Here is a 24,765-nt window from a genome sequence, read left to right on the forward strand (position 1 = left end):
GAGGCAAAAGCCGTCAGCAACGCGAGCCGCCCGGCGGCTCGGGCCGTGTCGGGCAGATCCGAGACCGGCCCGTCGAGCCAGGCCCGGCTCGGACCGGGCGGGCGCCTGTCCCAGCCCGCAAGCCGTTCGAACACCACGCGCCGCACAACTTCCGGCACGGCCGTCATCCCGGCCGCGTCGATGGCCGCGCCGGCCCGGGCCAACGCCCCCGCGACATGCTCGGTTCCCGCCGCCCAGCGCAGGTCCTCGGGCAGCGCGGCGGCCGGCAGCAGCGGGAGCGAGTCGCCGGGGCGTCGGTCCTGATTGGACAGTGTCGCGGCGAGCCGGGTCAGCAACCGCTTCACGCCATTGCGCACGAACACGGGTACGCCGCCCGGCAGGGGTGAATCGGTGAGGAAGACATTGGTCACGCGGTTCAGGTAGTGAAACGTCACCGCCACGCCGATGAGCTCCGGTACGGCCGGGCCTTCGCGCAGAGCCGTCTCGCGTTCACCGGCGGCTCCGGCCCAGCGCGCCACGGCGTCGAGCTCCGGCCGGGCGGACAGGTCCAGGCCACCGGCGGTCACGACGCGGCTGGACAGCAGGCCGTCGAGGGCCGAGCCGTGCACCTCTACGCAATAAGGGCACCGGTTGGCCAGCGATACCGCGGTCGCGACGGTTTCCTTGGTCTCGCGCGGGGCCGCACCGCACACCAGCAGAGTCTCTCGCAGCATGACCCAGCTCGCGGCGAGCGTCGCCGGCGCCGGCGCATGCAGCGCCACCGGGGGCGCCAGCATGCCGAAGTCGCGTTCCATCGCTCGGTAAACGTGAGCCACCCTGGGATCGGCGCCCTTCTCCGGTACCGCGGCGATGTGGCGGATTTGACTGAGGGCGCCGTTACGGGTCATCGCGGCGAACATCTGACTCATCCGTTGCTCCTCCTGGCGATCAGGTCGCGATCAGGCCGGTTGCGGCACCGGCCGGGCCGCACTGGTCTGCGCCACCGGCGGCGGCGCGCCGAGCTTGACCGGCACGCCCCTTTCCTGTGCGGCGCGGGCGATTCCCGGGATGGCGCGCTCGGCGAGCGCCGCGATGGTGGATGCCGGGTTCACCGTGAGGGCTCCGGGTACAGCAGAACCGTCGGTGACGAAGATTCCCGGGTGGTTACGCAGTTCGTGGCGGTCGTCCAGGGCCGAGGTGGCGGGATCGTCGCCGATGCGGCACGAGGCCAGGGGGTGGACCGTGTACGCGCCCACGAGGTCGTTGGTCCACGGGGCGACCCGGGCCAGCCCGTCTCGCTCGAGAATGTCGCGCACGTCGGCGTCGGCCAGCGCCCAGCCGCGCAGCGTGTTGGGGGAGGGCTGGTAGCTCAGGGTCCCGCGCCCGAGCATCTGCTGGGAGATGCGGTCGGCGTTGCCGGCGGCCGGTGGCGGACCGAAGACGCCCTCGTTGTCGTCCTCGCTCATGATGAACACCGTCAGCCACGACTGCCAGCTGCGCAGCATCTCCTTCTTCTCCAGCCCGAACCAGGCCGGCCCGGTGGCATCGGGCACCTGGGCCAGCACCGTGCCCAGGCCGGGTGGAAAGTAGAGCTGCTCCAGGGAGTACCGGGTGAACTCGGGCAGGTTGCCGTCCAGCCGATCCCAGCTCGCTACGCTCGGTCCCTTGCCGATCTGGTACGCGCGGTACGCGGCCACATCGCGCGGCAGGCCCAGTAGCTCCCGGGCCCGTTCCTCGTCGACGATCGCGTGGTTCAATCGCTCGCCGTTGCCGGAGAAGTAACGGCCGACCGCGTGCGGCATCGCGCCGAGGCCGGGCTCGGAGCGCTTGAGGATGACCGGGGTCGCACCGGCTCCGGCGGCAAGGACGACAAGCTTGGCGTCGATCGCGCCGCTGTCGCCGTAAACGCGGTAGTCCTCGCCGTCCACGAGCCGGTAGTGAACCCGGTACCCGCCATCATCATTGCGTGACAGGCGCTGCACCTCGTGCAGGGCCCGGATCCGCGCGCCGTGCGCCAGCGCGCCGGGCAGGTAGTTGAGCAGCAGCGACTGCTTGGCGTCGAAGCGGCATCCGGCGATCATCCAGTTGCAGTTGGTACAGCGCTCGTAGTCGATGGCGGTGGGCACCGGGTTGGCGGTGCGGCCCGCGCGGTGGCAGGCCGCGGCGAAAAGCCCGCCGGCGTAAGGCACTTCGTCCCAGCTTTGCCGGGTGACCGAGAGTGCCTCGGCAACGCGGTCGTACCAGGGATCGAGCGTGTCGCGGGCGATGCCGGCCGGCCACATCCGCCGGCCGAGGCTGCCCTGCCGTTCGAACACGAACCGGGGTGCCCGGGGCATGGCGGCGAAGTAGACCACGCTGCCCCCGCCGACGCAATTGCCGCCCAGCACGCTCATGCCGTCGCCGATGGTGAAGTCGAAGGCGCGGGTGTAGGACGAGCCGAGCAGGAAGTCGTGGTCGAAATCGTCGCTGGACAGCCAGGGGCCGCGTTCGAGCACCACCACGCGCGCGCCGCCGGCGGCAAGGTAATAGGCGGCGATGGCACCCCCGAAGCCACTCCCGACGACGACGATATCTGTCGATTCGATGCTGGTCATGCCGGGCTCCCGGTGGACGAGGTGAACGGGTGCGGGCGGGCGAGTTCCCGTTGATAGGAATAGCGGGGGAAGCGCCAGAGCCCGTCCGGCTCGGGCCCGGCGAAGCCCATCGCGGTCAGCCCGGGATGGCCGGCGGCCAGCGCCTCGGCGGTTGACAGGTGGGCGGCGCTGTCATAGGCCATGTAGCAGAACAGGGCCAGCCCCACCCACATCTCGTGCTCGGGATGGCCGGGCGTCGTCAGCGCCTGAACCAGGGCGGTACGGTCCGAAAAGGACAGTGCGACGAACGGCGGCAGGGCTTCACCGAGCTCCAGTTCGCGGTCCTGGGCGTACGCGAGAGCGTGGTGGTTGATCCCGTCGGCGAGCGTATCGAGCACCCCGGCGAACCCGGTGGCCTCCCAGCGCAGCAGGTCCAGCGCGCCGGCCGCGACGGCCCCGGGCGTCGCGCAAGCCCCGGCGATGGCGTGGTCGTGCGGCGCGCGCTTGGCCCCGGGAAGGATGGTGTCGGCGTACGCCTCAAGGCTCATGACTTGCGCCGCGTCGAGATCGGGCGATGGTGGCGGCATGTTCACTCCTTGACGGCGAACTGTCCGGGCTTGCGGCCGGCCCCGGCCGGTCCGCGGTAGGCCTGCGCGATCTCCAGCCAGCCCGCCGCCCGGTCTCCCTCCGCGGTCAACGCCAGGTCACGGTGGTGCCGGCGGCGCGTGACCAGCAGGCAGAAGTCGACCGCGGGTCCGCTGACCCGGTCGGCGGCGCCGGGCGGACCGAAATCCCACCGCGCGCCGCTGGGGCCGGTGAGCTCGAAGCGGAACTCCTCGGCCGGCGGGGTGAGGCCGCGGGCCAGGTAACCGAAGTCGCGGGTGCGCACCCCGAACGCGACGATGTGGCGGATCCGGTCGGTGTAGTCAAGCCGCTTGCGCAGCGCGTCGGCGATGTCCCGGCCGTGGGCGAACATTTCCATCAGGCCCGCGGCGGCCAGAACCGCCGGCGGCAGCGGGTTGACCAGCCACGGCACGTGCGCGGTCGCCGGTACCCCCGAAATGGCCTTCACCGCCGTTGCCAGCTGTGTCCGGAAGCGGTCCAAGAGCACCGACGGCGGCTCGGCCAGGTGCTCGGCCATGGCGTTGCGCACGTTGGCATCGAAGTCGTCGCTCAGCTGCGCGGTCAGGGCGCGGAACGCCTCCGGCCGCGCGGCGGATAGCGCCGCCAACCGGAAGTTGGCGATCAGGTGGGCGATCTGGTGCGCGATGCTCCAACCCGGAGCCGGGGTCGGCAATGCCCATTGTTCGGCCGCGAGCGGGCGCACGAGGCGGTAGATCTCGTCGCCCTCCTCCGTCAGCGCGGTAAGGACGTCCAGATTCTCGGTCACACGTGTCAGGGTCCGCCCGCCGGGCGCGCCCGAGCTACTCGCCGCGTGCGGAGTGTGGGTAGCCCACCTACGCACTCTCCGAGCACGGCGCGGGCGGTCACCGGCAGAAGAATCGAGACCGCGTGGACTGATGGAGGGAGCAGCGATGCCAACGGTTCTCGGGTCGATGCGCCGGCTTTTGCTTGCGCCCGAACTGACCGAGGTGGGCTTTCGCCGCCGGGGGTTTCCGCTCGATCCGCCCCAGGTGGTCGAGCAATTGGAGGCGGTACCGCAGGCGGTGGTGTGCGGGTTCGAATGGGGCATCGACGCACGCGGCCTGTGGGAGGTGCAGCGGCGGCTGGAGTTGGTCGATCCACAATTGCGGGGGTACGCGTATGAGGGCGCGACGATGGCGTACACCGTGCTGGACACGATGCGTCCGGGCGCCTCCCGGCACACGGCGGCGCTGCTGGCAGGGCCGGGGCGCAAACACCTGTTCCTGTGCTACATCGGGATCGGCTTCGCCATGGCCCGGCTGCCGCGGCCGTTGTGGCGATCAGTCCTTCCCGAGCTGCCAGGTGTGCCCTACCACCCGACGATGAGCTGGCTCGCCGTCGACGGCTATGGCTTCGACCGGGCGTACTTCGACACGCACAGGTGGGTCGGGCAGCAGCGCCGTCCCCGGCCCTACCCGTGGCTGGGCCACCCCGGCTACTTCGAGCGTGCGTTCGACCAGGGTGTGGGGCGCGCGCTGTGGTTCGTGCACGCGGCCCGGGTACCGGATGTGCTTGCCGCCGTGGCAAAGTTCGCCGCCGGCCGCCGGGCCGACCTGTGGAGTGGGATAGGTCTGGCGGTGGCGTTCGCCGGCGGAGCGGACCGGCAAGGTCTGGCCACCCTTCGCCGCGAGGCGGGTGCGTACTGGCCCGAGCTTGCCCAGGGAGTGCTGTTCGCGGCCAAGGCGCGGGAGTACGCGGGCTACGTGCCGCAGCACGCGGAGCTGGCCACATCGGTGCTGATTGACATGTCCGTGGCTGAGGCGGCGCGGCTGGCCGACGAGGCGGTTGCGCGGCAAGGCGATGAGGTAGGCGTGCCGCGGTATGAGGTCTGGCGGCGGCGGATGCAGGGATACTTCCGCGACGGTTCCGCATATGTGAAGAAGACATTACCCGGCAACGATTGCCATGCTTCAGGCGAGTGAGGGGAGTTGTCAGATGCGGATGCTGCGCAGGCTCCGATGCCGGTTGCTGACCCCGCCGGTTTCCGCGACAAGGCTCGATGCTCGCGGATTTCATGTGAAGAGCGCCGAGGCGCGCGATCGGCTGGAAACCATCGGCGCCACCTTCTTGCGGGGCTTCGGCTATGCGGCGCTGGCGCGGACGGCGGCCGAGGCTGAGGGCTGGCTGGAGCGGGTGCCCGTCCCCGTCCGGGGGTTCGCCTACGAGGGCGCGGCGATGGGGCTCGCGATCCGTGATGCCCTCTCGTTTGGTCGAGCCCGGCACGTGGCGGACCTGCTCGCGGGTCGTGGAGATCAGCACATCTACATGAGTTACATCGGTGTGGGCTGGGCGCTGGCGCGCCTGCCGCGCCGGCGCTGGCACCGGCTCACCGCGCCGGATCCGTTGCTGCGCTGGCTGGCGCTGGACGGGTACGGCTTCCACCAGGCGTACTTCCGCACTGAGCAATACGTCTTGCGTCAGCGGAGGGATGTGTTCCCAGGCTGGCCGAAGGACGGCCCGCGCGACTATGCGGCCCGCGCGATCGACCAGGGCATCGGGCGCGCGCTGTGGTTTGTCGGCGGGACCGACGTCGACGTGGTTGGCCGGCTGGTGAACCGGTTCGCCGACGGCCGCCGAGCCGACCTTTACAGCGGCGTCGGGTTGGCAGCCACCTATGCCGGCGGTGTCGACGCCGGCGAGCTGACCCGGTTGTGGCGCAACGCCGGGCCATACCGCGTCCACATCGCGCAGGGCAGCGCGTTCGCGGCCAAGGCGCGCGTGCGCGCCGGTTTGGTGGTGCCGCACAACGAAATCGCCACCGAGATCTTCTGTGGAATGTCCACACACGACGCCGCGAAGATCACTGACAAGGCCCGTGAAGGGCTCGCCGATACCGGCGCCGTGCCGGCGTACGAGATCTGGCGGCAGCGCATCGCCGATGAGTTGGTGTCCCAAGGCCGGCAATGACGGTTCGCCCCGCCGGTTCGCCGAAGGAGGTCGTCGAGTATGACGAGAATCGCCGTGGTAGGAATGGCGTGCCGCTACCCGGACGCAGCGTCGCCTCTGCAGCTGTGGGAGAACGCGCTTGCGGGGCGGCGGGCGTTCCGGCGGCTGCCGGACGAGCGGATGCGGCTGGACGACTATTGGGACCCTGACCCGGCGGCGCCGGATCGGTTCTACACCCGCCACGCTGCGGTCATCGAGGGCTACCGGTTCGATCGGGTGCGCTACCAGGTTGCCGGGAGCACATACCGGTCAACGGATCTGACCCATTGGCTGGCCCTGGATGTTGCCGCGCAGGCGATCGCCGATGCCGGGTACCCCATGGCCGAAGGGCTGCCCCTGGAACGTACCCAGGTGGTGGTCGGCAACAGCCTCACCGGTGAGTTCACCCGCGCCAACACGATGCGTTTGCGTTGGCCCTATGTGCGCCGGGTGACCGCGGCCGCGTTGCGCCGTCGCGGATGGGACGGCGAGCAGGTGGCCGCGTTCCTCGCCGACCTGGAGGCCGCATACAAGGAGCCGTTTCCGCCGATCGACGAGGACAGCCTCGCGGGTGGCCTGTCCAACACGATCGCCGGGCGGATCTGCAACCACTTCGACTTCAAGGGCGGCGGCTTCACGGTCGACGGCGCCTGTTCGTCCTCCCTGCTTTCGGTGGCCATGGCGAGCAAGGCGTTGCTGACCGGCGACGTCGACGTGGCCATAGCCGGTGGAGTGGACCTGTCGATCGACCCGTTCGAGATCGTCGGTTTCGCCAAGACGGGCGCGCTCGCCACCGGCGAGATGCGGGTCTACGACAGCGGATCCAACGGGTTCTGGCCGGGTGAGGGCTGCGGCATGGTGGTGCTGATGCGGGAGGCCGACGCGGTGGCGCAGGGGCGCAAGCCATACGCGTTGATCGCGGGCTGGGGCATCTCGTCGGACGGCCGCGGCGGTATCACCCGGCCTGAGCTCGGTGGGTACCGGCTGGCGTTGCGCCGCGCGTATGCCCAGGCGGGCTTCGGCATCGACACCGTGTCGCTTTTCGAGGGTCACGGGACGGGGACCAAGGTGGGCGATGACACCGAGTTGCGCGCGCTGTCGAGGGCCCGCGCGGATGCCGGCCCTGGTGTGGCCGGCGCGGCGGCGATCGGCTCCATCAAGGCGATGATCGGTCACACGAAGGCCGCGGCCGGGGTGGCCGGTCTGATCAAGGCGGTGCTGGCCGTGCACCATGCCGTGCTGCCGCCGACCGTCGGCTGTGTGCAGCCGCATCGGATGCTCACCGAAGAGGGCGCCACGCTGCGCGCGCTGCCGAGCGCCGAGCCGTTCCCGCCCGGCGCGCCGGTGCGCGCCGGGGTCACCGCCATGGGGTTCGGCGGCATCAACACGCACGTCGTGCTCGATCGGCCGGACTCGCGCCGGCGCGCGTCACTGGATCACCGCACCCGTACCCTTTCCGCCTCGGCCCAGGACGCGGAGCTGCTGCTGTTCGACGCGACGTCGCCCGGCGAGCTGCGGCAGCGGTTGGTGGAGGTGGCTGACCGGGTGGCCCGGCTGGCCTTCGCCCAGCTGGCGGACCTCGCCGCGACATTGCACGGGCGGATGCGCGGCCGGCCGCACCGGGCGGCCGTGGTGGCGGCCACCCCCGAGGAAGCGGAGCGGTTGCTGCGCAAGCTGATCTCGGAGCTCGACGCCGGTCAGCGGCGGCGGCTCGCGCCGGACGAGTTCGCCTTCCTCGGCAATGCCGGCCAACCGGGGCAGGTCGGTTTCCTGTTCCCGGGGCAGGGCGCAGGCCGCGGCACCTCCGGCGGCGCGCTGCGGCGGCGGTTCGCCGTCGCCGACGAGGTTTACACGATGGCGGCGCTGCCGGTCGGCGGGGACATGGCGGCCACGCAGGTCGCTCAGCCACGGATCGTCGCCGGTTCGCTGGCCGGGCTGCGCGTCTTGTCCACGTTGGACATCAACGCGAGCGTGGCGGTCGGGCACAGCCTCGGTGAGATCACCGCCGTGCACTGGGCCGGCGCATTGGACGCCGCGACGTTGCTGCGCGTCGCCGCCGCGCGTGGCCGCGTCATGAGCGAGCACGGCGTCCCCGGCACCATGGCGAGCCTCGCCGCCGGACCGGACGCGACCGCCCGCCTGCTCGACGGCCTTCCGGTCGTCATCGCCGCCTACAACGGGCCATTGCAGACCGTGGTCTCCGGCACCGAGGCCGACGTGCGGTCGGTGCTCCAGCGCGCCCGCGACGCGGGCATCACCGGGGCACCCATCGCTGTCTCGCACGCCTTCCACTCGCCGCTGGTCGCCCCGGCCGCCGGTGCCTTCGCCGAAGTGCTTGCGGGGGAACGGTTCGCGCGGGTGACTAGCCGGGTCATCTCGACGGTCACCGGCGGCCCGCTGACGGCGGAGACCGACCTGCCCGCCCTGTTGCGCCGGCAGATCACGGATCCGGTGCTGTTCGGCGCCGCGCTCGATCTCGCCGCCAAGGAGGTGGATCTGCTCGTCGAGGTGGGTCCGGGGCGGATCCTCACCGGGCTGGCGCGGGCCGTGACCGACATCCCGGCCTTCGCGCTGGACGCCGGGCACGAGTCGTTGCGCGGGCTGTTGCGGATCGCCGCCGCCGCTTTCGTCACGGGCGTCTGCGACTCGTTCCCGGCGCTGTTCGACGACCGGCTGGTCCGCCCGCTCGACCTGCGTGCCGAGCCGGTGTTTTTCACCAGCCCGTGCGAGACCGTGCCCGTCGACCTGACCGCCTACGAGCCGTCCAAAACGCCGGTACCGGCGGTAAAGACCGCGAGCGCGCCGGCCGTGGTCGGGTCCACGAACGAGTCCACATTGGACCTTCTGCGCCGGCTCGTCGCCGCCCGCGCCGAGCTGCCGGTCGAGATCGTGCGCGCGGACAGCCGGCTGCTCGACGACCTGCACCTGAGTTCCATCACCGTGGGGCAGGTGGTAAACGAGGCGGCGCAACAGGTAGGGGCCCCCGCGGCGCTGCTGCCGACCAACTTCGCCACCGCGTCGCTCCTCGAGCTGGCCGAGGCGATAGATACCATAGCCGCCCACACCGGATCGGGCGACGTCGCGCCGCCGGTGGTTTCCGGTGCCGCGCCCTGGGTGCGCGCCTGGCGGGTGGATGCCGAGGAGTTGCCGGGGGCGACGCCGGTTCTGGGCGACGCGCCGGGGCAGTGGCAGGTTTTCGCCCCGGCCGATGACGAACTGGCCGCCGTGCTGGCCGACCGGTTGAGGGCAGCGCCGGTGGGCGACGGGGTGCTGGTCCGATTGCCCCGAAACGTACAGCGGCGGCATGTCCGGCTGGCTTTCGACGCGGCGCTCGCAGCGATCTCGCGCCCGGAGGTCAACCGGTTTGTGTTGGTGCAATCGGAGTTTGGCGCGGCGGGGCTGGCCAAGACCCTCCGGCTGGAGCAACCGCGGCTGCGTACCACCGTGATATGCCTGCCGCCGGACATGGCCGACCTGACGGCCATGGCCGACAGGATTGTCGCGGAAGTGGCCGGCACCAACGGTTTTACCGAGGTGCACTTTGACACCGGGGGCGCGCGGCGGGTGCCAACGCTACGGGCGTTGCCTATGCATCATGCGGATGCCACGTCGCCGCTGGACGCCGCCGATGTGTTGCTGGTTACCGGCGGCGGCAAGGGCATCACGGCCGAATGCGCCCTGGCGATGGCGCTCGACAGCGGCGCCGCGGTGGGTTTGGTCGGCCGCTCCGATCCGGCGACCGATCCGGAGCTGGCCGCCAACCTGGCCAGGATGACCGCCGCCGGGGTGCGCGTGCGTTATGCCCGCGCCGATGTGACCGACGCCGAGCAGACCAGGCGGGCCATCGCGGAGGTCGCCGCCGATCTGGGGGCGGTCACCGCGATCCTGCACGGCGCGGGCCGCAATGAGCCGGCCGCCTTGCCCAGCCTGGATTTCGCCGCGTTCGAGCAGACGTTCGCCCCGAAGCTTGACGGGCTTCACGCGACGCTGGCCGCGATCGACCCGCAGCGCCTGCGGTTGCTGGTGACCTTCGGCAGCATCATCGGCCGCACCGGCCTGCGCGGGGAGGCGCACTACGCGACCGCGAACGAGTGGCTGGCGGCCGCGACCGCCGAGTTCGGGCGCAAGCATCCCGGATGCCGCACCCTGTGCCTGGAGTGGTCGGTCTGGTCCGGCGTGGGCATGGGCGAGCGGCTGGCGGTGGTGGAAACGCTTGTCCGGCAGGGGATTACTCCAGTGACCCCGGATCAGGGTGTGGCCGTGTTGCGGCGCCTGCTCGCCGATCCGCGGGCATCGGGGACCATCGTGGTGACCGGGCGTACCGGAGAGCTCGACACTGTTCGCTACGCCGCGTCCGAGCTGCCGCTGCTGCGCTTCGTGGACCGGCCGCTGGTGCATTACCCGGGCGTCGAGCTGGTTGTCGAGACCAGGCTGGCACTGGGCAGCGACCCGTACCTGGCCGACCATCGGCTCGACGGGAACCTGCTTTTCCCGGCGGTCCTTGGCCTGGAAGCGATGGCTCAGGTCGGGGCGGCGCTGACCGGACGGGACTCACCCCCGGTGATTGACCACGCCGAGTTCGCCCGGCCGATCGTGGTGGCGTCCGAAGGCGGCACCACGATCCGGGTGGCGGCAACGGTGACCGGCGATGACACCGTCGCGGTGGCCATCTCCAGCGAGGAGACCGCCTTCGGCGCCGACCACTTCCGGGCGACATTGCGCTACGGCGCCGAAGAATTCGTTGAAAGTCTTCAGGGGGTACCTGATCAGGCCGCAACCGCGCTTGCCCCGGTGCCGCTGGACACCGCCGACCTATACCGTGATGTGCTTTTCCAAGGTCCCCGGTTCCAGCGGCTGAGCCGGTATCACCGCGTTTCCGCGCACCACGCCGACGCCGAGCTGATCGCGGACCCGGCGGTGGACTGGTTCGCCGCCTACCTGCCCTCGCGCCTGCTGCTGGGCGACCCCGGCCTGCGGGACGCGCTCATGCACGGCAACCAAATCTGCGTACCCAACGCCACCCTGCTGCCGCAGGGGGTTGGCCGGATCCACCCGGCCGGGTCACGGCTTGTCGAGAATGGACAGTGGCGGTTCAGCTCGGTCCAGCGGCACCAGGAAGGTGACAGTTACGTCTACGATGTCGTCCTGCGCGACGGCGCGGGTGCCGTGGTCGAACGCTGGGAAGGCCTGCGGCTGCGGGCCGTGCGCAAGCGGGACGGCGCCCGCCGCGGTGCCTCGCCGTGGCTGGCCCCGCTGCTCGGGCCGTACCTTGAACGGGCAATGGCCGAACTGATCGGTGCCGGCGTGGCGGTCGCGGTGGAGCCGGACGGGTCGCAGCTGGGGCAACGCCGGTCCCGCACGGCGATCGCGGCGGCCCGAGCGCTGGGGCGCCCGGTGGACGTCCGCTACCGGCCGGATGGCCGTCCGCTGCTCGACGGTGACGGTACCGTCTCGGCTTCGCACGCTGCCGGGCTCACGCTGTGCGCCGCCACCGATGAAGGCAACCGGGTCGTCGCGTGCGACGTGGAACCGGTCGTGCGGCGCGCGGATGGGGTCTGGCGACGGCTGCTGGGCGCGCGCGTGGAGCTGGCCGGAACCGTTGCGGCGCAAGCATCCGACGATGCGGACGCCGCGGCGACAAGGGTCTGGGCCGCGCTGGAGTGCCTGCAGAAGGCCGGGCAATCCCCAAGTGGTCCGCTGGTGCTGGCGTCCGCCGATCCGGGCGGGTGGGTGGTGTTCGCCTCCGGTGAGTTGCGGATCGCGACCCTGGTCACCGCCGTGCAGGGCAGCCAGACGCCGGTGGCACTCGCTGTTCTCGCGACCCGGGACCGGTAGGGATGGCCGGCTACTACGAGTACCGCCACCGGGTGGGGTTCGAGGAGACCAACCTCGTCGGAAACGTGTATTACGTGAACTATTTGCGTTGGCAAGGGCGTTGCCGCGAGCTGTTTCTGGCCGAACGCGCCCAGGACGTCCTGCGGGAGCTGCGCGAGGACCTCAAACTGTTCACATTGCGGGTCGACTGCGAGTTCTTCGCCGAGATCACGGCCTTCGACGAGGTGGCGGTGCGCATGCGCCTGGCCGACCTCACCCAGACCCAGCTGGAATTCACCTTCGACTACTGGCGGCTCGATGCCGCGGGGCCGGAGACGCTGGTGGCCCGGGGGCGCCAGCGGGTGGCGTGCATGCGGGGGCCCAATGGGCGGACCGCTCCGGCGCGGATACCCGAGGCGCTTGTCCGGGCGTTGGCGCCCTACCAGACGGTGCGAGCTTGAGGAGGCGCTGCGTGGAAGTCGTTCGGCAATCACCGCCAATTCAGGGCACGGCTGCGGCCGTGGACCCGCTGGCGCTGCGCCGTGCGCTGGGGGCATTTGCCACCGGGGTGACCGTGGTGACCGTGGGCGGAGCGCGACCGCACGGCATGACCGCGAACTCGTTCACCTCGGTGTCGCTGGATCCGCCCTGCATCCTGGTATGCGTGCAGCGCACTGCCACGATGCACGGCTGCCTCTACGACGCCGGCGCCTTCGCGGTGTCGGTGCTCGGCGCGAACCAGGAACCGGTGGCCCGCTACTTCGCCAGCAAATCGCGCCCCATGGGAAACGCTCAGTTCGACACGGTCGGCTGGTATCCCGGGGCACACACCGGCGCACCGCTCATCGTCGGCGCGCTGGCGCATTTCGAATGCGAACTGCGCGGGACCTATGACGGCGGCGACCACACCATCTTCCTCGGCAGGTTGCTGCACCTGCGTCACGGCCCGGTCCGGCCGGCGCTGCTGTTCGTCAATGGACAGTTCGGGTCCACCTCGCTGGGAAGCGAGCTGCTGCCATGACCCGCCAGTTCTCCGGCCCGCCGGTTTGGGCCGCTTTCCGGCAGCTGAGGCTGATGGCACGGGACCGGCTGACGATGATGACCGAGGCGGCGGCCCACGGCGACGCGGTGCGGCTGCCGGTCGGCCACAAGGTGCTGTACCTGTTCAACCATCCCGAACACGCCCGGCACGTGCTCACCGAGCACAGCGCCAACTACCACAAGGGGATCGGCCTGGTCCACGCCCGCCGTGCGCTGGGCGATGGTTTGCTGACCAGTGAAGGCGAGCTGTGGCGCAAGCAGCGCAAGGTCATCGCGCCGGCGTTCGCCGGTAAGCACATCTCCCGCCAGGCAGCCGTGATCGCGCAGGAGGCGGAGAAGCTCATCGAAGAGCTGCGCCGGTGCGCGGGCCGCGGGCCGGTCGACGTGTTAGCCGCGCTGACCCAGCTCACCCTGGGCGTGCTGGGGCGCACGCTGCTCGACGCCGATCTGCGCGCGTTCGCCTCGATCGGGCGCTCCTTCACCGCGATCCAGGATCAGGCGATGTTCGAACTGGTGACGTTGAGCGCGGTGCCGATGTGGATTCCGTTGCCCAGGCAGTTGCGGTTCCGGCGCGCCCGGCGCGATCTGGAGCGGATCGTCGACCGCCTTGTCGCGCAACGGTCAGCGGCCGGGCCGGACGGCGACGACGTGCTCACCCGGCTCATCGAGTCGGCGGGAAGCGAGCCCGATCCCCGGGTGGGGCGCCAGCGCCTGCGCGACGAGCTGGTGACGCTGTTGCTCGCCGGCCACGAGACCACCGCCAGCACGCTGGGGTGGAGCCTGTACTTGATCGATCGCCATCCCGACGTGCGGCAGCGGTTGCACGACGAGGCCGTCGAGGTCCTGGGCGATCGCCGGCCGACCCACGAGGATCTGCGGAGGCTGACCTACACCGGCATGGTCATCCAGGAGGCCATGCGGCTGTACCCACCGGTGTGGATGTTGCCGCGCAAGGCGATCGCCGCCGACAGCATCGCAGGCTATCGGGTACCCGCCGGCGCCGATGTGCTCATCTGCCCCTATACGCTGCACCGGCGCCCCGATATGTGGCCGGAACCGCAAAGGTTCGAGCCGGAGCGGTTCGCCGCCGATCGGTCGTCGGAGCGGTCGCGTTTCGCTTATCTGCCTTTCGGTTCCGGCCCTCGGGTCTGCGTGGGCAGTCACCTGGGCATGGCCGAGGCGACCATAGTGCTGGCCATGATTGCCCGCGAGCTACGGCTGTCGACCGTGCCCGGTTATCCGGTTGTCGCGGAGCCGATGCTGTCGCTGCGGGTGCGCGGTGGCTTGCCGATGTCCGTTCACACGCTCACATGATCGGGCCGGGTGGTTGCCGCGGCGCGGTTGCCGGCGCCCAACGGCCTGGGGAGCGCCAGAACTGCCGGTGGGTCGGTGGGGATGGCCGGCCGTAACCGGAGGTCGACGGTCGCGGCCGTGGCGGGGCGCACGATGATCGGACCCGCGAATGCGATCATGCGGTGGCCGTCCATTGGCAACCCTTCTTCCCCGGCCTTGGTGTGGACCAGCAGGTGCCACCGGCCGCACGGCACCTGCGTGAGCTCGAAACGGTCCGGTTGGTCGAGCATGGCGTAACCCGCCGGGCGGCCCTGGGCGATCCGCTCCGGGAAGAGGCCGATGAAGACCGGGCCGGTAACCTGTTCGTCTGCCGGCGAAAGAAGCCTCCCCTGCACCGTCGCGCCGGACGGCGGGAGGGGAGAGGGTCTTAAATGTAATTCTGAAATCGCGTCGCCTGCCCGCCGGTACATCGTCGGGCTGACGCCCACGCTTGCGGCAAAGCGGGTGCAAAATGTGCTCATGCTCGAATAGCCGACTTGAATACTTATCTCGGTGACGCTCAGACAGGTGGTCTCCAGCAAGTTCTTGGCCTCTTCCATCCGCAGGGCGGACAGAAATTGAGTGGGCGATATCCCGGTGACTCGGCGGAACGTCCGGCAGAAATGGTAGCGACTGAGCATGGCCGTCCGAGCCAGGTCTTCCAATGTGAGCTGGCGATGGAGCTGCTTGCGCATCTGGGCTATCGAAAGCCCGACGAGATACTCAATAGAACGTCCGGACAATTTCGACCCTCGATTCTATTGCCGTAAAACGATGGTCAGAATTCTAACGGCGCGTCGAATGCGCGGCAATATCGCCGGCCCGGCGCCGTCCGCTGACATTAGAACTCCGTAATGCCTAATTCCGGATAGTGTCACTGTTCGATGCGGATTGACTCGCAGAAATACAACATGGAGTTGACCGCACGCGAAAGTGGCCGTGCCCGCGCTGTCATGACGCGGGCACGACTGTTCATCAGGAGGAGATGTTGAGTGTCTTGCTTACTTGGTAAGCGCCGTGACCTGGTCGAACATGGCAGTGGCAACCCGGTTCGCCAGATTGAGGTCGGCCTCCATGGCCACGATCAGCGTGTCGCCGGTCCCGGCGATGTTGACATTTGCGACGCACTCCTGCGCCGTGTCGACGAGGAACTGTGCCGAGGGCGGCATCTCGTAGTTTCTCACGAGCTTGTATCCCTCGGTGCCAGGCGTCTCCGAGAACTGGGTCCGGCCGGTCACCGCCAGCGTGGTGGCACCCGGCAGGCTCAGAGCCTGGCGCTCCGTGTAGGTGATGGCACCGGTGACCCGGCCCTCCAGAGTGAGGGTGCCGGTCTGGCAGCTGAAGATCCTGGAGCGAATCTTCTGCAGCAGGTCCGCGTTCGCACCACCGGGCACGGTGACGACGGCGTGGACGAAGTTGTCGTTGTGGTCGTCGTCGACCCGGCTACCGAACTGGACCCAGCCTCGCAGCGACTCCATCGGGCCGAGCACATCCTCCAGGTAGGTGGCGCAGCTTTGGGGCGAGAACACCATGCTCGGCGGCGCGGCGAACGCGTTGGCGGCCGCGGCCTCGACGAAGGTCATCGGCCCGCTGACGTAGCGGCTTTCCGGCAATTCGCTCTGCGGCACCAGCACCGAGCGCATCTGCTCCATGCTCAGCTGGGTGCTCGCCCCGGGGCCGTCCCCGGAATTCGCCGCAGCGTACACCGTCCCGGCCGCGACGACTGCGACCACTGCGGCCAGGGTGATGCCCCAGCCGAGTGTCTTGGCGTTGTTGCGCATTTCTCCTTCTCCGATCGTCTTGCCCGGTTGGGCAATCCATCTATTGATGTACGGAGGCGTACATCCGAAGGTGGAAGGGGAGCCTGAACGGCTCATCTGAGGTCAATGCTCGGCGTGCCATCCGGGTGCCGCACCTCCCGAAGTGCGTAGGCGTACCGGCCGCGGAGCGCACGATCGCGGCATCAACGCCTGCGCGCGAGGGTGACGCCGTCGGCGATGGGAAGCATCACGGTGTCCAGCCGTTCATCGGCGGCGAGCGCGAGGTTGACTTCCCGCATGACGCGGGCGCAACTGCGCATCAGGCCGTCGTCGGCGAGTTCCGGGTCGATCACGTACCCGTCAAGCAAGACATTGTCCAAAATGAGCAGGCCGCCCGGCCGTAGCAGCGGCACCGCCAGCTCGCAATAGCGTGGGTAGTTCATCTTGTCCGCGTCGATGAAGACGATGTCGGCGACCGGCTCTCCGCCCAGTTCGCCAAGGACGCGCCGGGCCGGGCCCAGGCGAAATTCGATCCGGTCCGCCACCGCGGCTCGTTGCCAATGTTCATGGGCGATGCCCAGCCACGCATCCGTGACGTCGCAAGTGATGACCCGCCCTCCGGCCGGCAGGCCGCGGGCGAGGGCGAGCGCCGACAGCCCGGTGAACGTGCCGACATCCACGGCGACGGTGGCTCGGGCCAGCCGGGCCAGCATCGTCAGCAGCGACGCCTGTTCAAAGGGCACCATCATGCCGGCCTGATCGCCCGCCGCGGCCGTGTACGCGATCAGGCTCTGCACGACCTCATCCGGCGGGGTGCAGGAGCGCAGCAGGTAGCCGCGTAGCGCCTGGCTCATGGGAAGGTGCTTGACGCCGGCGGAGCCGCCTGCGGTCATGCCTGCCCGCCCGCGGCGGCGACCACCATGCGTGCGAACGCGGCCAGGTCCGGATCCTCGAACAGGACGCTGGCATCGACGCTCACCTGTACCTCGTCTTCGATGCGGGCCACGATCCGCACCGCGGCGATCGACTGCCCTTGCAGCTCAAAGAACGTGGCGTCGTCCCGGCCCGGTGGCACACCGAGCACGTCCCGCCAGATCTCGCCAACCCGTTGCTCGATCGTGGCGGCATCCGGCACCAGAGATTTATCGATGTTCATGCCGCCATCGTTGGCGCCGGCCGTGCGCCGGGCATCTCCAGGATTGCGGAGGTGACGCACGCCGGGAGAAGCGCCGCCCGGGCCGGCGGCCACAGACTTCAGGGGTCGATTGGAGGTATCCGTGCACGCCAAGCCCATCATCCCGGTGCACGAGGCGATCGGGCGCCGCGCCGCGCAGGCCCCCGGCGCGATTGCTTTCGCCGATGGGGACGCGACCGTGACGTACCACGAACTCGACCGCGATGCTCATCGGATCGCCGGTGCGCTGCAACGGTTGGGCGGGGTCGCCGAGCGGCCGGTGGCGCTTCGTCTGGCATCCGGCGCCCGCCAGGTGGCCGCCTCGCTGGGTGTTTTGCGCGCTGGCGGTTACCTGCTCTGGTTCGGCGACGGCGAGACGGGCGAGTCGTCTCGGGCGATCCTTGCCGAGTCGCGGCCGGGCATGCTGCTGGTGGACGGCGATCCCGCGGAAGACCCGCTGGCGTCCTGGTACGGCAAGGAGTGCGGGGGACGGGCCGCCGACCTCAGGGCGCTGGAACGCGGCGAGCCGGCGGCGCCGCCCACACTGTCGCGATCGGACCTGAGCCGCCCGGCATACCTGGCCTATACCTCAGGTTCGACCGGTAGGCCGAAGGGGGTCGTGCAGACCCATGAAGCGCTGGCACAGTTCGCCGGCTGGCTGGGCGCGGAGTTCAGGCTCGGGCCCGGCTGCAGGGTGGCCCAGTGGACCGCCGTCGAGCACGATCCCGCGATCTGCGAAATCTTCGCCACCTTGGCCGCCGGGGGAACGGTGTGCCCGGTACCCCCAGGCATCCGGACGAACCCGGAGAGGCTTGTCGCCTGGCTCGGTGCCCGCGGGATAACGTTCCTGCAGACCGTTCCGACTGTGGCCCGCGAGATCCTCAGGGTGGTTACCGGCCTGCCTGCGCCGTGGGGTTCGCTGGAGTGCCTGGTTCTCATGGGTGAGGCGGTGCCCGTGCGCCTGGCGACGAGCCTGCGTGCCGCGCTGCCGTCGGTGCGGCTGGCCAATATCTATGGCCCCACCGAGACGATCGCCGCCACCTGGTATGACATCACCGGCGCCGAGTCGGGCACGGTACCGATCGGGCGGCCGATCCCGGGACGCCAGGTGTTCGTGGTCGACGACGGCGACCGGCCGTGCCCGCCGGGCGTCATCGGGCAGATTGTGGTGCGCAGCCGTTACGTCGGCGACGGGTACCTGGGCGGCAGGGCCGGCGCCGAGGCGTTCCGGCCGTTGGACGGCGTGGATCCGGTGCCGGGTCACCGTTTCTATCGGACCGGTGACCTCGGTTGCCACCGCGCCGACGGGTTGCTCGAGTTCCGTGGTCGCGCGGACCTGCAGGTCAAGCTGGCCGGGACGCGGGTGGAACTGACCGACGTCGAAACCGTTCTGGCCGAGCACGAGACCGTCGCCGAGTGCGCCGTAGTTGCGGGGGTGGACGCCGATGGCCTGGTGACCCACTTGACGGCCTACGTGGTACCGAGCCTGCGGCCACCGCCGGACAGCGCGGTCTGGCGCGCGCATCTGCGCCGTCGTTTCGGTACGAAGCTGCGGCTGGTGTCGTTCGTGGCGCTTGATGAACCGTTGCCCCGCAACGTCAGTGGCAAGGTGGACCGCCGTCGCCTGAGGGTGACGCCGCATGTTGGGAGTAAATGACGTGACGTTGCTCGAGACCGTAACACATTCGATGATCTTCGATGGGGAGAGCATGGACATCGCGGCGATCCGCCACATCGCCGAACAGCGACCGCCATGCCGCGTGGCCGCCGGGTCCCTGGCCAAGGCGGCCCGGAGCCGTGCGCAGTTCGAGGACCTGGTCAGGCAAGGCGTTCCGGTGTACGGAGTGACGACCGGCTATGGCGAGATGATCTACATGATCGTGGACTCCGCCAACGAGGTGGAGCTTCAGACCAACCTCGTGCGCAGCCACAGTGCCGGCGTGGGGCCGCTGTTCGCCGAGGACGAGGCCCGGGCGATCCTGGCCACCCGGCTCAACGCGCTCGCCAAGGGCCACTCCGCCGTCCGGCCACAGCTGCTGGAAAGGCTGGCGCTGTATCTGAATCGTGGCATCACCCCGGCGATCCCCGAGATCGGCTCGCTGGGTGCCAGCGGTGATCTGGCGCCGCTGTCCCACATCGCCAGCACCGTGATCGGCGAAGGCTACGTGCTGCGCGACGGCTGGCCGGTCGAGACCTCGTTGGTGCTGCGGCAGATGGGCATCGTGCCGATGGAACTGCGCTTCAAGGAAGGGCTGGCGCTCATCAACGGCACGTCCGCGATGACCGGGCTGGGTTCCCTGGTGGTGGCGCGGGCCCTGGACCAGGTCCGGCAGGCCGAGATCGTCTCCGCCCTGGTGATTGAGGCATTGCAGGGTTCCACCAGTCCGTTCCTGGCCGAGGGGCACAACATCGCCCGCCCGCACGCCGGGCAGGTCGACTCGGCCGCGAACATGCGCGCGCTCATGCTCGGCAGCCAAGCCACATTGCCGCACGCCAAACTGCGCCAAATGCTGGCGGCCCGGAAACAGGATGGCCACAGCGTGCAGCGCACCGACGTCTACATGCAGAAGGCGTACTCGTTGCGGGCCATACCGCAGGTGCTGGGCGCGGTGCGGGACACGCTCTACCACGCCACAGAGAAACTCAACATCGAAATCAACTCGGCCAACGACAACCCGTTGTTCTTTGACGGGCAGGAGGTCTTCCACGGGGCGAACTTCCACGGCCAGCCCATCGCCTGCGTGATGGACTTCGTCACGATCGCGCTGACCCAGCTGGGGGTGCTGTCCGAACGCCGCACCAACCGGATGCTCAACCGCCATCTCAGTTGCGGGCTGCCGGAGTTTCTCGTCGCCGCCGATCCAGGCCTGCACAGCGGGTTCGCCGGCGCCCAGTACACAGCCACCGCACTGGTCGCGGAGAACCGCACCATCGGCGCGGCCAGCACGCAAAGCATCCCGTCCAACGGCGACAACCAGGACGTTGTGAGCATGGGGCTGATCGCGGCCCGCAATGCCCGGCGCGTGTTGAACAACAACAACACCATCCTTGCTCTCGAGTACCTGGCCGCAGCCCAGGCGGTGGAACTGTCGGGAAGGCGCGACGGCCTCAGCCCGGGGGCGCGCGTGACCTACGAGACGGTGCGATCACTGGTGCCGTCATTGGACCGCGACCGCTACATGGCCGACGACATCGAGCTGGTCGCGTCGGCCCTGGCACGGGGCGAGTTTCTCCAGGCGGCCAAGCGCAACGGCATCAGCCTGCTCTAAAGGGGAGGGGTAAATCATGCGTCCTGAACTCGAGGCCGATGTCGTGGTGGTCGGAGGCGGGCCGGCGGGCGCGACCCTGTCAACGCTCGTGGCAATGCAGGGACACCGGGTGCTGCTGCTGGAGAAGGCGCGCTTTCCCCGGTACCAGATCGGTGAGTCGCTGCTCCCGTCCACTGTGCACGGGATCTGCCGCCTGCTCGGGGTGAGCGGCAAGCTAGAGCGAGCCGGGTTCCCAGTCAAGCGGGGCGGGACCTTCCGATGGGGCAGCGATCCGACGCCGTGGACCTTCGCGTTCGCCATCTCACCGGCTTTCGGTGGCGGCGCCACCGCGTACCAGGTGGAGCGGATGCACTTCGACCAGATCCTGCTGGACAACGCCCGCGAACACGGCGTGGACGTGCGGGAGCAGTGCACCGTCAGCGACGTGGTCGAAGCCGGCGACGGCCGGGTCGCCGGGGTGCGGTTCACCGGCCCGGACGGTGCGCCACAGCTGGCCCATTGCCGGTATGTCGTGGACGCCTCCGGCAACGGCAGCCGGATCCACGAACGAGCCGGTGGCCGGCGGCACTACTCGAAGTTCTTCCGCAATCTGGCGCTGTTCGGGTACTTCAAGGGCGGCAAGCGATTGCCCCCACCGAACGAGGGCAACATATTGGCCGTGGCGTTCGACGCGGGCTGGTTCTGGTACATCCCGCTGCGCGACGATCTGACCAGTGTGGGCGCGGTGCTGCTGCCGGACGCGCTGGACCACGTGAGAGGTGATCGTGAGGCGGCACTGCTGGGGCTGATCCGCCGCTGCCCGCTGATCGCCGAGTACCTGAGCGGCGCCGAGCGGGTCACGGCCGGCCCCTATGGCGAGATCCGGGTACGCAAGGACTACTCCTATTTTCAGGAGACGTTCTGGCGGCCAGGCATGCTCCTGATCGGTGACGCGGCATGTTTCATCGATCCGGTGTTCTCCTCCGGGGTACACCTGGCGACCTACAGCGCCTTGCTGGGCGCGCGTTCGATCAACACCGCGCTGCGCGATCCCGGCGCCGAGAACCGGGCTTTTGAGGAGTTCGAGGTACGCTACCGCCGGGAGTACTGGGCTTTTCACGACTTCCTGGTCGCCTTCTACGACATGCACGCCGACGAGCAGTCGTACTTCTGGCAGGCGAAGAAGGTCACGGCCAGCACCGCGCCCGAGTTCGAGGCGTTCGTGAACCTGGTGGGTGGCGTGGCCTCCCGCGAGGGCGCGCTCACCGATCCCGGCGCCTACCTGCGCCGGCGGGCGGAGGCCTTCCGCGAGCTGGCCACGGCCGTGCAAACACCGGTCGGCTCCGAGGGCGCCGACCGCAACCTGCTCGGCGTGTCCCTGGCCCGGTCCGTGGCCCGCGAAGGAACCCGGATCCAGGTGCAGGCGGCAGTGGGCGGTAACGCCGACGAGGTGATCCCGGTGCGCGAAGGCGGGCTCGTGCCCTCAGCCGACGGTATGCATTGGACAGCACCGTCGTGAAAGGAGAATCCATGGTTCACCTGGCGGAAAAGGCGGCGGCCGGCGACGGCCTCGACGGCCGGTTCCCGCTGTCGCTCCAGCAGGAGTTCATGCGGCTGATCGACCACGGCGACGACTACGGCCCGTTCGGGCCGTACTACCACATCGTCGGCGGCTGGCGGCTGCTCGGGCGGCTGGACCTCACTGCCCTCCAGACCGCCCTGGACGATGTGGTAGTCAGGCACGAGGCGCTACGCACGTCGATCGTGCGCTCCGACGATCACGCCTACCAGCGGGTGCACCCGCCGGCCCGGGTGCCGTTGGAGGTGCGCGACTTCGCACCCGACGACAGTTCCCGGGACCGGCGGGCCGAGGAACTGATCAACGAGGTCGAGACGGGCACCTTCGACATCCATCAGCTGCCGCTTCTCAGCGCCGTGCTGGGCCGGTTCGATGAGCGAGACGCCGTCCTCGTACTTGTCGCGCACCACACCGCCGTCGACGGCTGGTCCATGCAACTGATCATGCGGGACCTGGCCGCGTGCTACGCCGCCCGTCGTCGCGGGCGGGTCCCGGAACTGTCGGAGCCGCACCAGTTCCGGACGTTTGTGGCCGCGCAACTGGCGGAGATGAACTCCGCCGCGGCACAGCGGGCGCGGGACTTCTGGCGCCAGAAGCTCAGGGGAGCGCGGATCACCCCGATCCCCACCGACCGCCCGCGCAGCGCCGGGGCCCCGGCCATCACGGCCTACCACCGCTTCCTGTGGCCGGACCGGTTGCGCACCGCGATCCTGGCGCTGGCCGCCGAGACCCGCAGCTCACCGTTCATGGTGACCTTCGCCGCCTACGTGCTGATGCTGCACCGCAGGACGGGACTGACCGACGTCGTGGCGCCCACCTTCACTCCCGGCCGCCAGCGGATCGAGGCCCAGGACACGATCGGGTCGTTCTACAACTTCATTCCGTTGCGCATCAATGTCGCCGGCTGCGCGACCTTCCGTGATCTCGTGGCGCGGACCCGATCGGTGTGCCTGGCCGCGTACGCGCACGAGATCCCGTTCAACGAGATCATCATGGAGGCACCGGATTTGTTGCAGTCGATCGAGACCGACAACGCCGCGTGTGTGCTGCTCCAGGTGGTCCAATCGCCGTTCATCATGCGCGAGCGGATCGTGGGGGATCTCACCTACACAGCGATCCGGCGCCGGCTGCTCTCCCACGACCTCGGCTCGGCCATTCCGGATGGTGCGCTGTGGAATCTGGAGCTCTATCCACCCGGCATCGTCGGCAGCGTGGGATACGTGACCGGGCTGTTCAACACCGACACGATGGTCGACCTCGTGGCGGCCTTCCGCCAGGTGCTTACCGAGGTGCTCACCGACCCGGACAAGCGCTGGGACCGAACCTGAGGAGCACGCGATGGAAAAGAAGCTGGGAAAGCGAGCGGTGATCCTGGGCGGCAGTGTCGCCGGATTGTTCGCGGCAAGCGCCGTCGAGAAAAGCTTTGACGAAGTGGTCATCGTGGACCGGGACAGGCTCGTCGGTGTGCGCGAGGCTCGCCGGGGGGCGCCGCAAGCACGCCACATCAACGGGTTGCTCGCACGCGGAGCACGGGCGATGGAGGACCTGTTCCCGGAAATCACTGCGGAGATGGTGACCGCCGGGTGCCCCATCACCGATCTGGCCGGGACCGTGCGGTGGTACTTCGGCCCACAACCCTTGCGGCAGACCCGTGCGGGGCTGACCAATGTGGCCGCCACCCGGCCGATCCTGGAGTTCCACCTGCGGGAGCGGGTGCAGGCGATGCCGGGCGTGCGTTTCCTGGAGTCACACGACATCACCGGTGTGGAGGCCACACCGGACCGGTCCCGGGTGATTGGTGCTCGCGTGCAACCGCGCAACAAGGACAGCGCCGAGCAGGTGCTGGAGGCCGATCTGGTGATCGACGCGAGCGGGCGCGGGTCACGGGCGGCCATGTGGCTGGAGTCGCTGGGCTGCGGCACGGTCCCGGAAGAGCAGGAGGGCACGCGTATCGGGCTGGGTTACGGCACCCGCCACTACCGGATGGGAGCGACTGATCCCTTCGGCAAGGACCACTCGATTGTCAGCGTGGCCAACCCGATGCTGCCGCGGGGCGCGATCTTCACCAAGACCGACGGCGGCAAGCTGGAGCTGACCACCTACGGCATCCTCGGTGACCATCCACCAACGGACGTCGAGGGCTTCAACGCGTTTGTCAAAACGTTGGCGGCCCAGGAGATTTATCCGGCCATTGTGGACGCCGAGCCGCTCGACGAGCCGGTGCTGTACAAGTTCCCGACCACTATGTGGCGGCGTTTCGACCAGCTGCCCAGCCTTCCCGACGGGCTGCTGCTGATCGGGGACGCGGTCTGTACCCCCAACCCGGTCTTCGCGCAGGCGCAGACTCTCGCGGCGCTTGAAGCGCTGAAACTGCGCGACCACCTGACCGACGGGAGCATCCCGCGGGCCGTCGACTACCAGCGCGATGTGGCCGCCATCATCAAACCGGCCTGGGACATGACGACCGCCATCAACCTGACCTTTCCCGGCGTCGAGGGACACCGGCCACCGGCGATGAAGCTGCTGCAGCGGTACATGATGAAGGTGACCCAGGCGGCCACGCTCGACGCGAGCATCACCGAGGCGTTCATGCGCGCGGCGGGTCTGGTGGATCCGCTGGAGTCGCTGTTGCGTCCGGGTATGGTCTGGCGCGTGTTGCGGACCTCCCGCGTGGCCGCCCGCTTGGCCGGATAGC

19 protein-coding genes are annotated in these 24,765 nt (G+C 69.5%); 11 read left to right on the top strand and 8 right to left on the bottom strand.

All coding sequences use genetic code 11. The features are described 5' to 3' along the window. From DM816_RS11630 to DM816_RS11645, 4 genes are all read right to left on the bottom strand, one after another. The coding region (locus DM816_RS11630) for a carboxymuconolactone decarboxylase family protein (RefSeq protein WP_117210184.1) at positions 1 to 908 on the bottom strand (908 nt) is incomplete at its 3' end. 30 nt (positions 909 to 938) lie between these two features. Beyond that, positions 939 to 2,573 carry a GMC family oxidoreductase gene (locus DM816_RS11635; RefSeq protein ID WP_117210185.1) on the bottom strand — a complete coding sequence of 545 codons (1,635 nt, stop codon included), beginning with the start codon at positions 2,571 to 2,573 and terminating at the stop codon, positions 939 to 941. After that, positions 2,570 to 3,139, bottom strand: coding sequence for a DUF5987 family protein (locus DM816_RS11640; RefSeq protein ID WP_117210186.1), 570 nt, complete (start codon positions 3,137 to 3,139; stop codon positions 2,570 to 2,572). The genes DM816_RS11635 and DM816_RS11640 overlap by 4 nt, the downstream gene beginning before the upstream one ends. A gap of 2 nt (positions 3,140 to 3,141) precedes the next feature. After that, a complete protein-coding gene (locus DM816_RS11645) occupies positions 3,142 to 3,942 on the bottom strand; it encodes a TIGR03084 family metal-binding protein (RefSeq protein WP_117210187.1) in 801 nt (266 codons plus the stop codon). A 145-nt stretch (positions 3,943 to 4,087) separates the two neighbouring features. Here DM816_RS11645 and DM816_RS11650 point away from each other — a divergent pair, with 145 nt between their 5' ends. From DM816_RS11650 to DM816_RS11675, 6 genes are read left to right on the top strand one after another with little or no spacing between them, the layout of a single operon-like run. Beyond that, on the top strand, positions 4,088 to 5,119 hold the full coding sequence (locus DM816_RS11650) for a DUF1702 family protein (RefSeq protein WP_117210188.1): 1,032 nt from the start codon (positions 4,088 to 4,090) through the stop codon (positions 5,117 to 5,119). A gap of 13 nt (positions 5,120 to 5,132) precedes the next feature. Beyond that, entirely contained in the window at positions 5,133 to 6,104 is a 972-nt protein-coding gene (locus DM816_RS11655; protein ID WP_117210189.1) for a DUF1702 family protein, read from the top strand. Between the two features lie 39 nt (positions 6,105 to 6,143). Then, on the top strand, positions 6,144 to 11,957 hold the full coding sequence (locus DM816_RS11660) for a type I polyketide synthase (RefSeq protein WP_117210190.1): 5,814 nt from the start codon (positions 6,144 to 6,146) through the stop codon (positions 11,955 to 11,957). A 2-nt stretch (positions 11,958 to 11,959) separates the two neighbouring features. Further along, positions 11,960 to 12,397 carry an acyl-CoA thioesterase gene (locus DM816_RS11665; RefSeq protein ID WP_117210191.1) on the top strand — a complete coding sequence of 146 codons (438 nt, stop codon included), beginning with the start codon at positions 11,960 to 11,962 and terminating at the stop codon, positions 12,395 to 12,397. Positions 12,398 to 12,408: 11 nt separating this feature from the next. Next, positions 12,409 to 12,957: a flavin reductase family protein gene (locus tag DM816_RS11670; RefSeq protein ID WP_425455236.1), complete on the top strand. Its 549-nt coding sequence runs from the start codon at positions 12,409 to 12,411 to the stop codon at positions 12,955 to 12,957. Then, positions 12,954 to 14,291, top strand: coding sequence for a cytochrome P450 (locus DM816_RS11675; RefSeq protein WP_117210192.1), 1,338 nt, complete (start codon positions 12,954 to 12,956; stop codon positions 14,289 to 14,291). The genes DM816_RS11670 and DM816_RS11675 overlap by 4 nt, the downstream gene beginning before the upstream one ends. On the opposite strand, the gene DM816_RS11680 is transcribed toward DM816_RS11675, so the two are convergent. From DM816_RS11680 to DM816_RS11695, 4 genes are all read right to left on the bottom strand, one after another. After that, positions 14,276 to 15,004, bottom strand: a complete 729-nt coding sequence (locus DM816_RS11680; protein ID WP_117210193.1) for a helix-turn-helix transcriptional regulator — start codon at positions 15,002 to 15,004, stop codon at positions 14,276 to 14,278. The genes DM816_RS11675 and DM816_RS11680 overlap by 16 nt on opposite strands. Before the next feature lie 306 nt (positions 15,005 to 15,310). Then, positions 15,311 to 16,090: a hypothetical protein gene (locus DM816_RS11685; RefSeq protein WP_117210194.1), complete on the bottom strand. Its 780-nt coding sequence runs from the start codon at positions 16,088 to 16,090 to the stop codon at positions 15,311 to 15,313. A gap of 182 nt (positions 16,091 to 16,272) precedes the next feature. Then, the gene (locus DM816_RS11690) at positions 16,273 to 16,923 is read right to left on the bottom strand and encodes an O-methyltransferase (RefSeq protein ID WP_246001888.1); all 651 of its coding nucleotides are present in this window, start codon (positions 16,921 to 16,923) and stop codon (positions 16,273 to 16,275) included. Between the two features lie 35 nt (positions 16,924 to 16,958). Continuing rightward, entirely contained in the window at positions 16,959 to 17,225 is a 267-nt protein-coding gene (locus DM816_RS11695; protein WP_117210196.1) for a phosphopantetheine-binding protein, read from the bottom strand. A 121-nt stretch (positions 17,226 to 17,346) separates the two neighbouring features. On the opposite strand from DM816_RS11695, the gene DM816_RS11700 reads away from it, so the two are divergent. From DM816_RS11700 to DM816_RS11720, 5 genes are read left to right on the top strand one after another with little or no spacing between them, the layout of a single operon-like run. Next, positions 17,347 to 18,900: an amino acid adenylation domain-containing protein gene (locus DM816_RS11700; RefSeq protein ID WP_162907358.1), complete on the top strand. Its 1,554-nt coding sequence runs from the start codon at positions 17,347 to 17,349 to the stop codon at positions 18,898 to 18,900. A 1-nt stretch (position 18,901) separates the two neighbouring features. Then, positions 18,902 to 20,512, top strand: coding sequence for a tyrosine 2,3-aminomutase (cmdF, locus tag DM816_RS11705; RefSeq protein WP_117210198.1), 1,611 nt, complete (start codon positions 18,902 to 18,904; stop codon positions 20,510 to 20,512). 16 nt (positions 20,513 to 20,528) lie between these two features. Continuing rightward, the gene (locus DM816_RS11710) at positions 20,529 to 22,010 is read left to right on the top strand and encodes a tryptophan 7-halogenase (protein ID WP_117210199.1); all 1,482 of its coding nucleotides are present in this window, start codon (positions 20,529 to 20,531) and stop codon (positions 22,008 to 22,010) included. A gap of 11 nt (positions 22,011 to 22,021) precedes the next feature. Further along, the gene (locus DM816_RS11715; protein WP_117210200.1) at positions 22,022 to 23,398 is read left to right on the top strand and encodes a condensation domain-containing protein; all 1,377 of its coding nucleotides are present in this window, start codon (positions 22,022 to 22,024) and stop codon (positions 23,396 to 23,398) included. A gap of 10 nt (positions 23,399 to 23,408) precedes the next feature. After that, on the top strand, positions 23,409 to 24,764 hold the full coding sequence (locus DM816_RS11720) for an FAD-dependent oxidoreductase (protein ID WP_117210201.1): 1,356 nt from the start codon (positions 23,409 to 23,411) through the stop codon (positions 24,762 to 24,764). The last annotated feature ends 1 nt before the right edge of the window (position 24,765 follow it).

The sequence above is a fragment of the Allorhizocola rhizosphaerae genome (assembly GCF_003426775.1).
Lineage (GTDB): Bacteria > Actinomycetota > Actinomycetes > Mycobacteriales > Micromonosporaceae > Allorhizocola > Allorhizocola rhizosphaerae.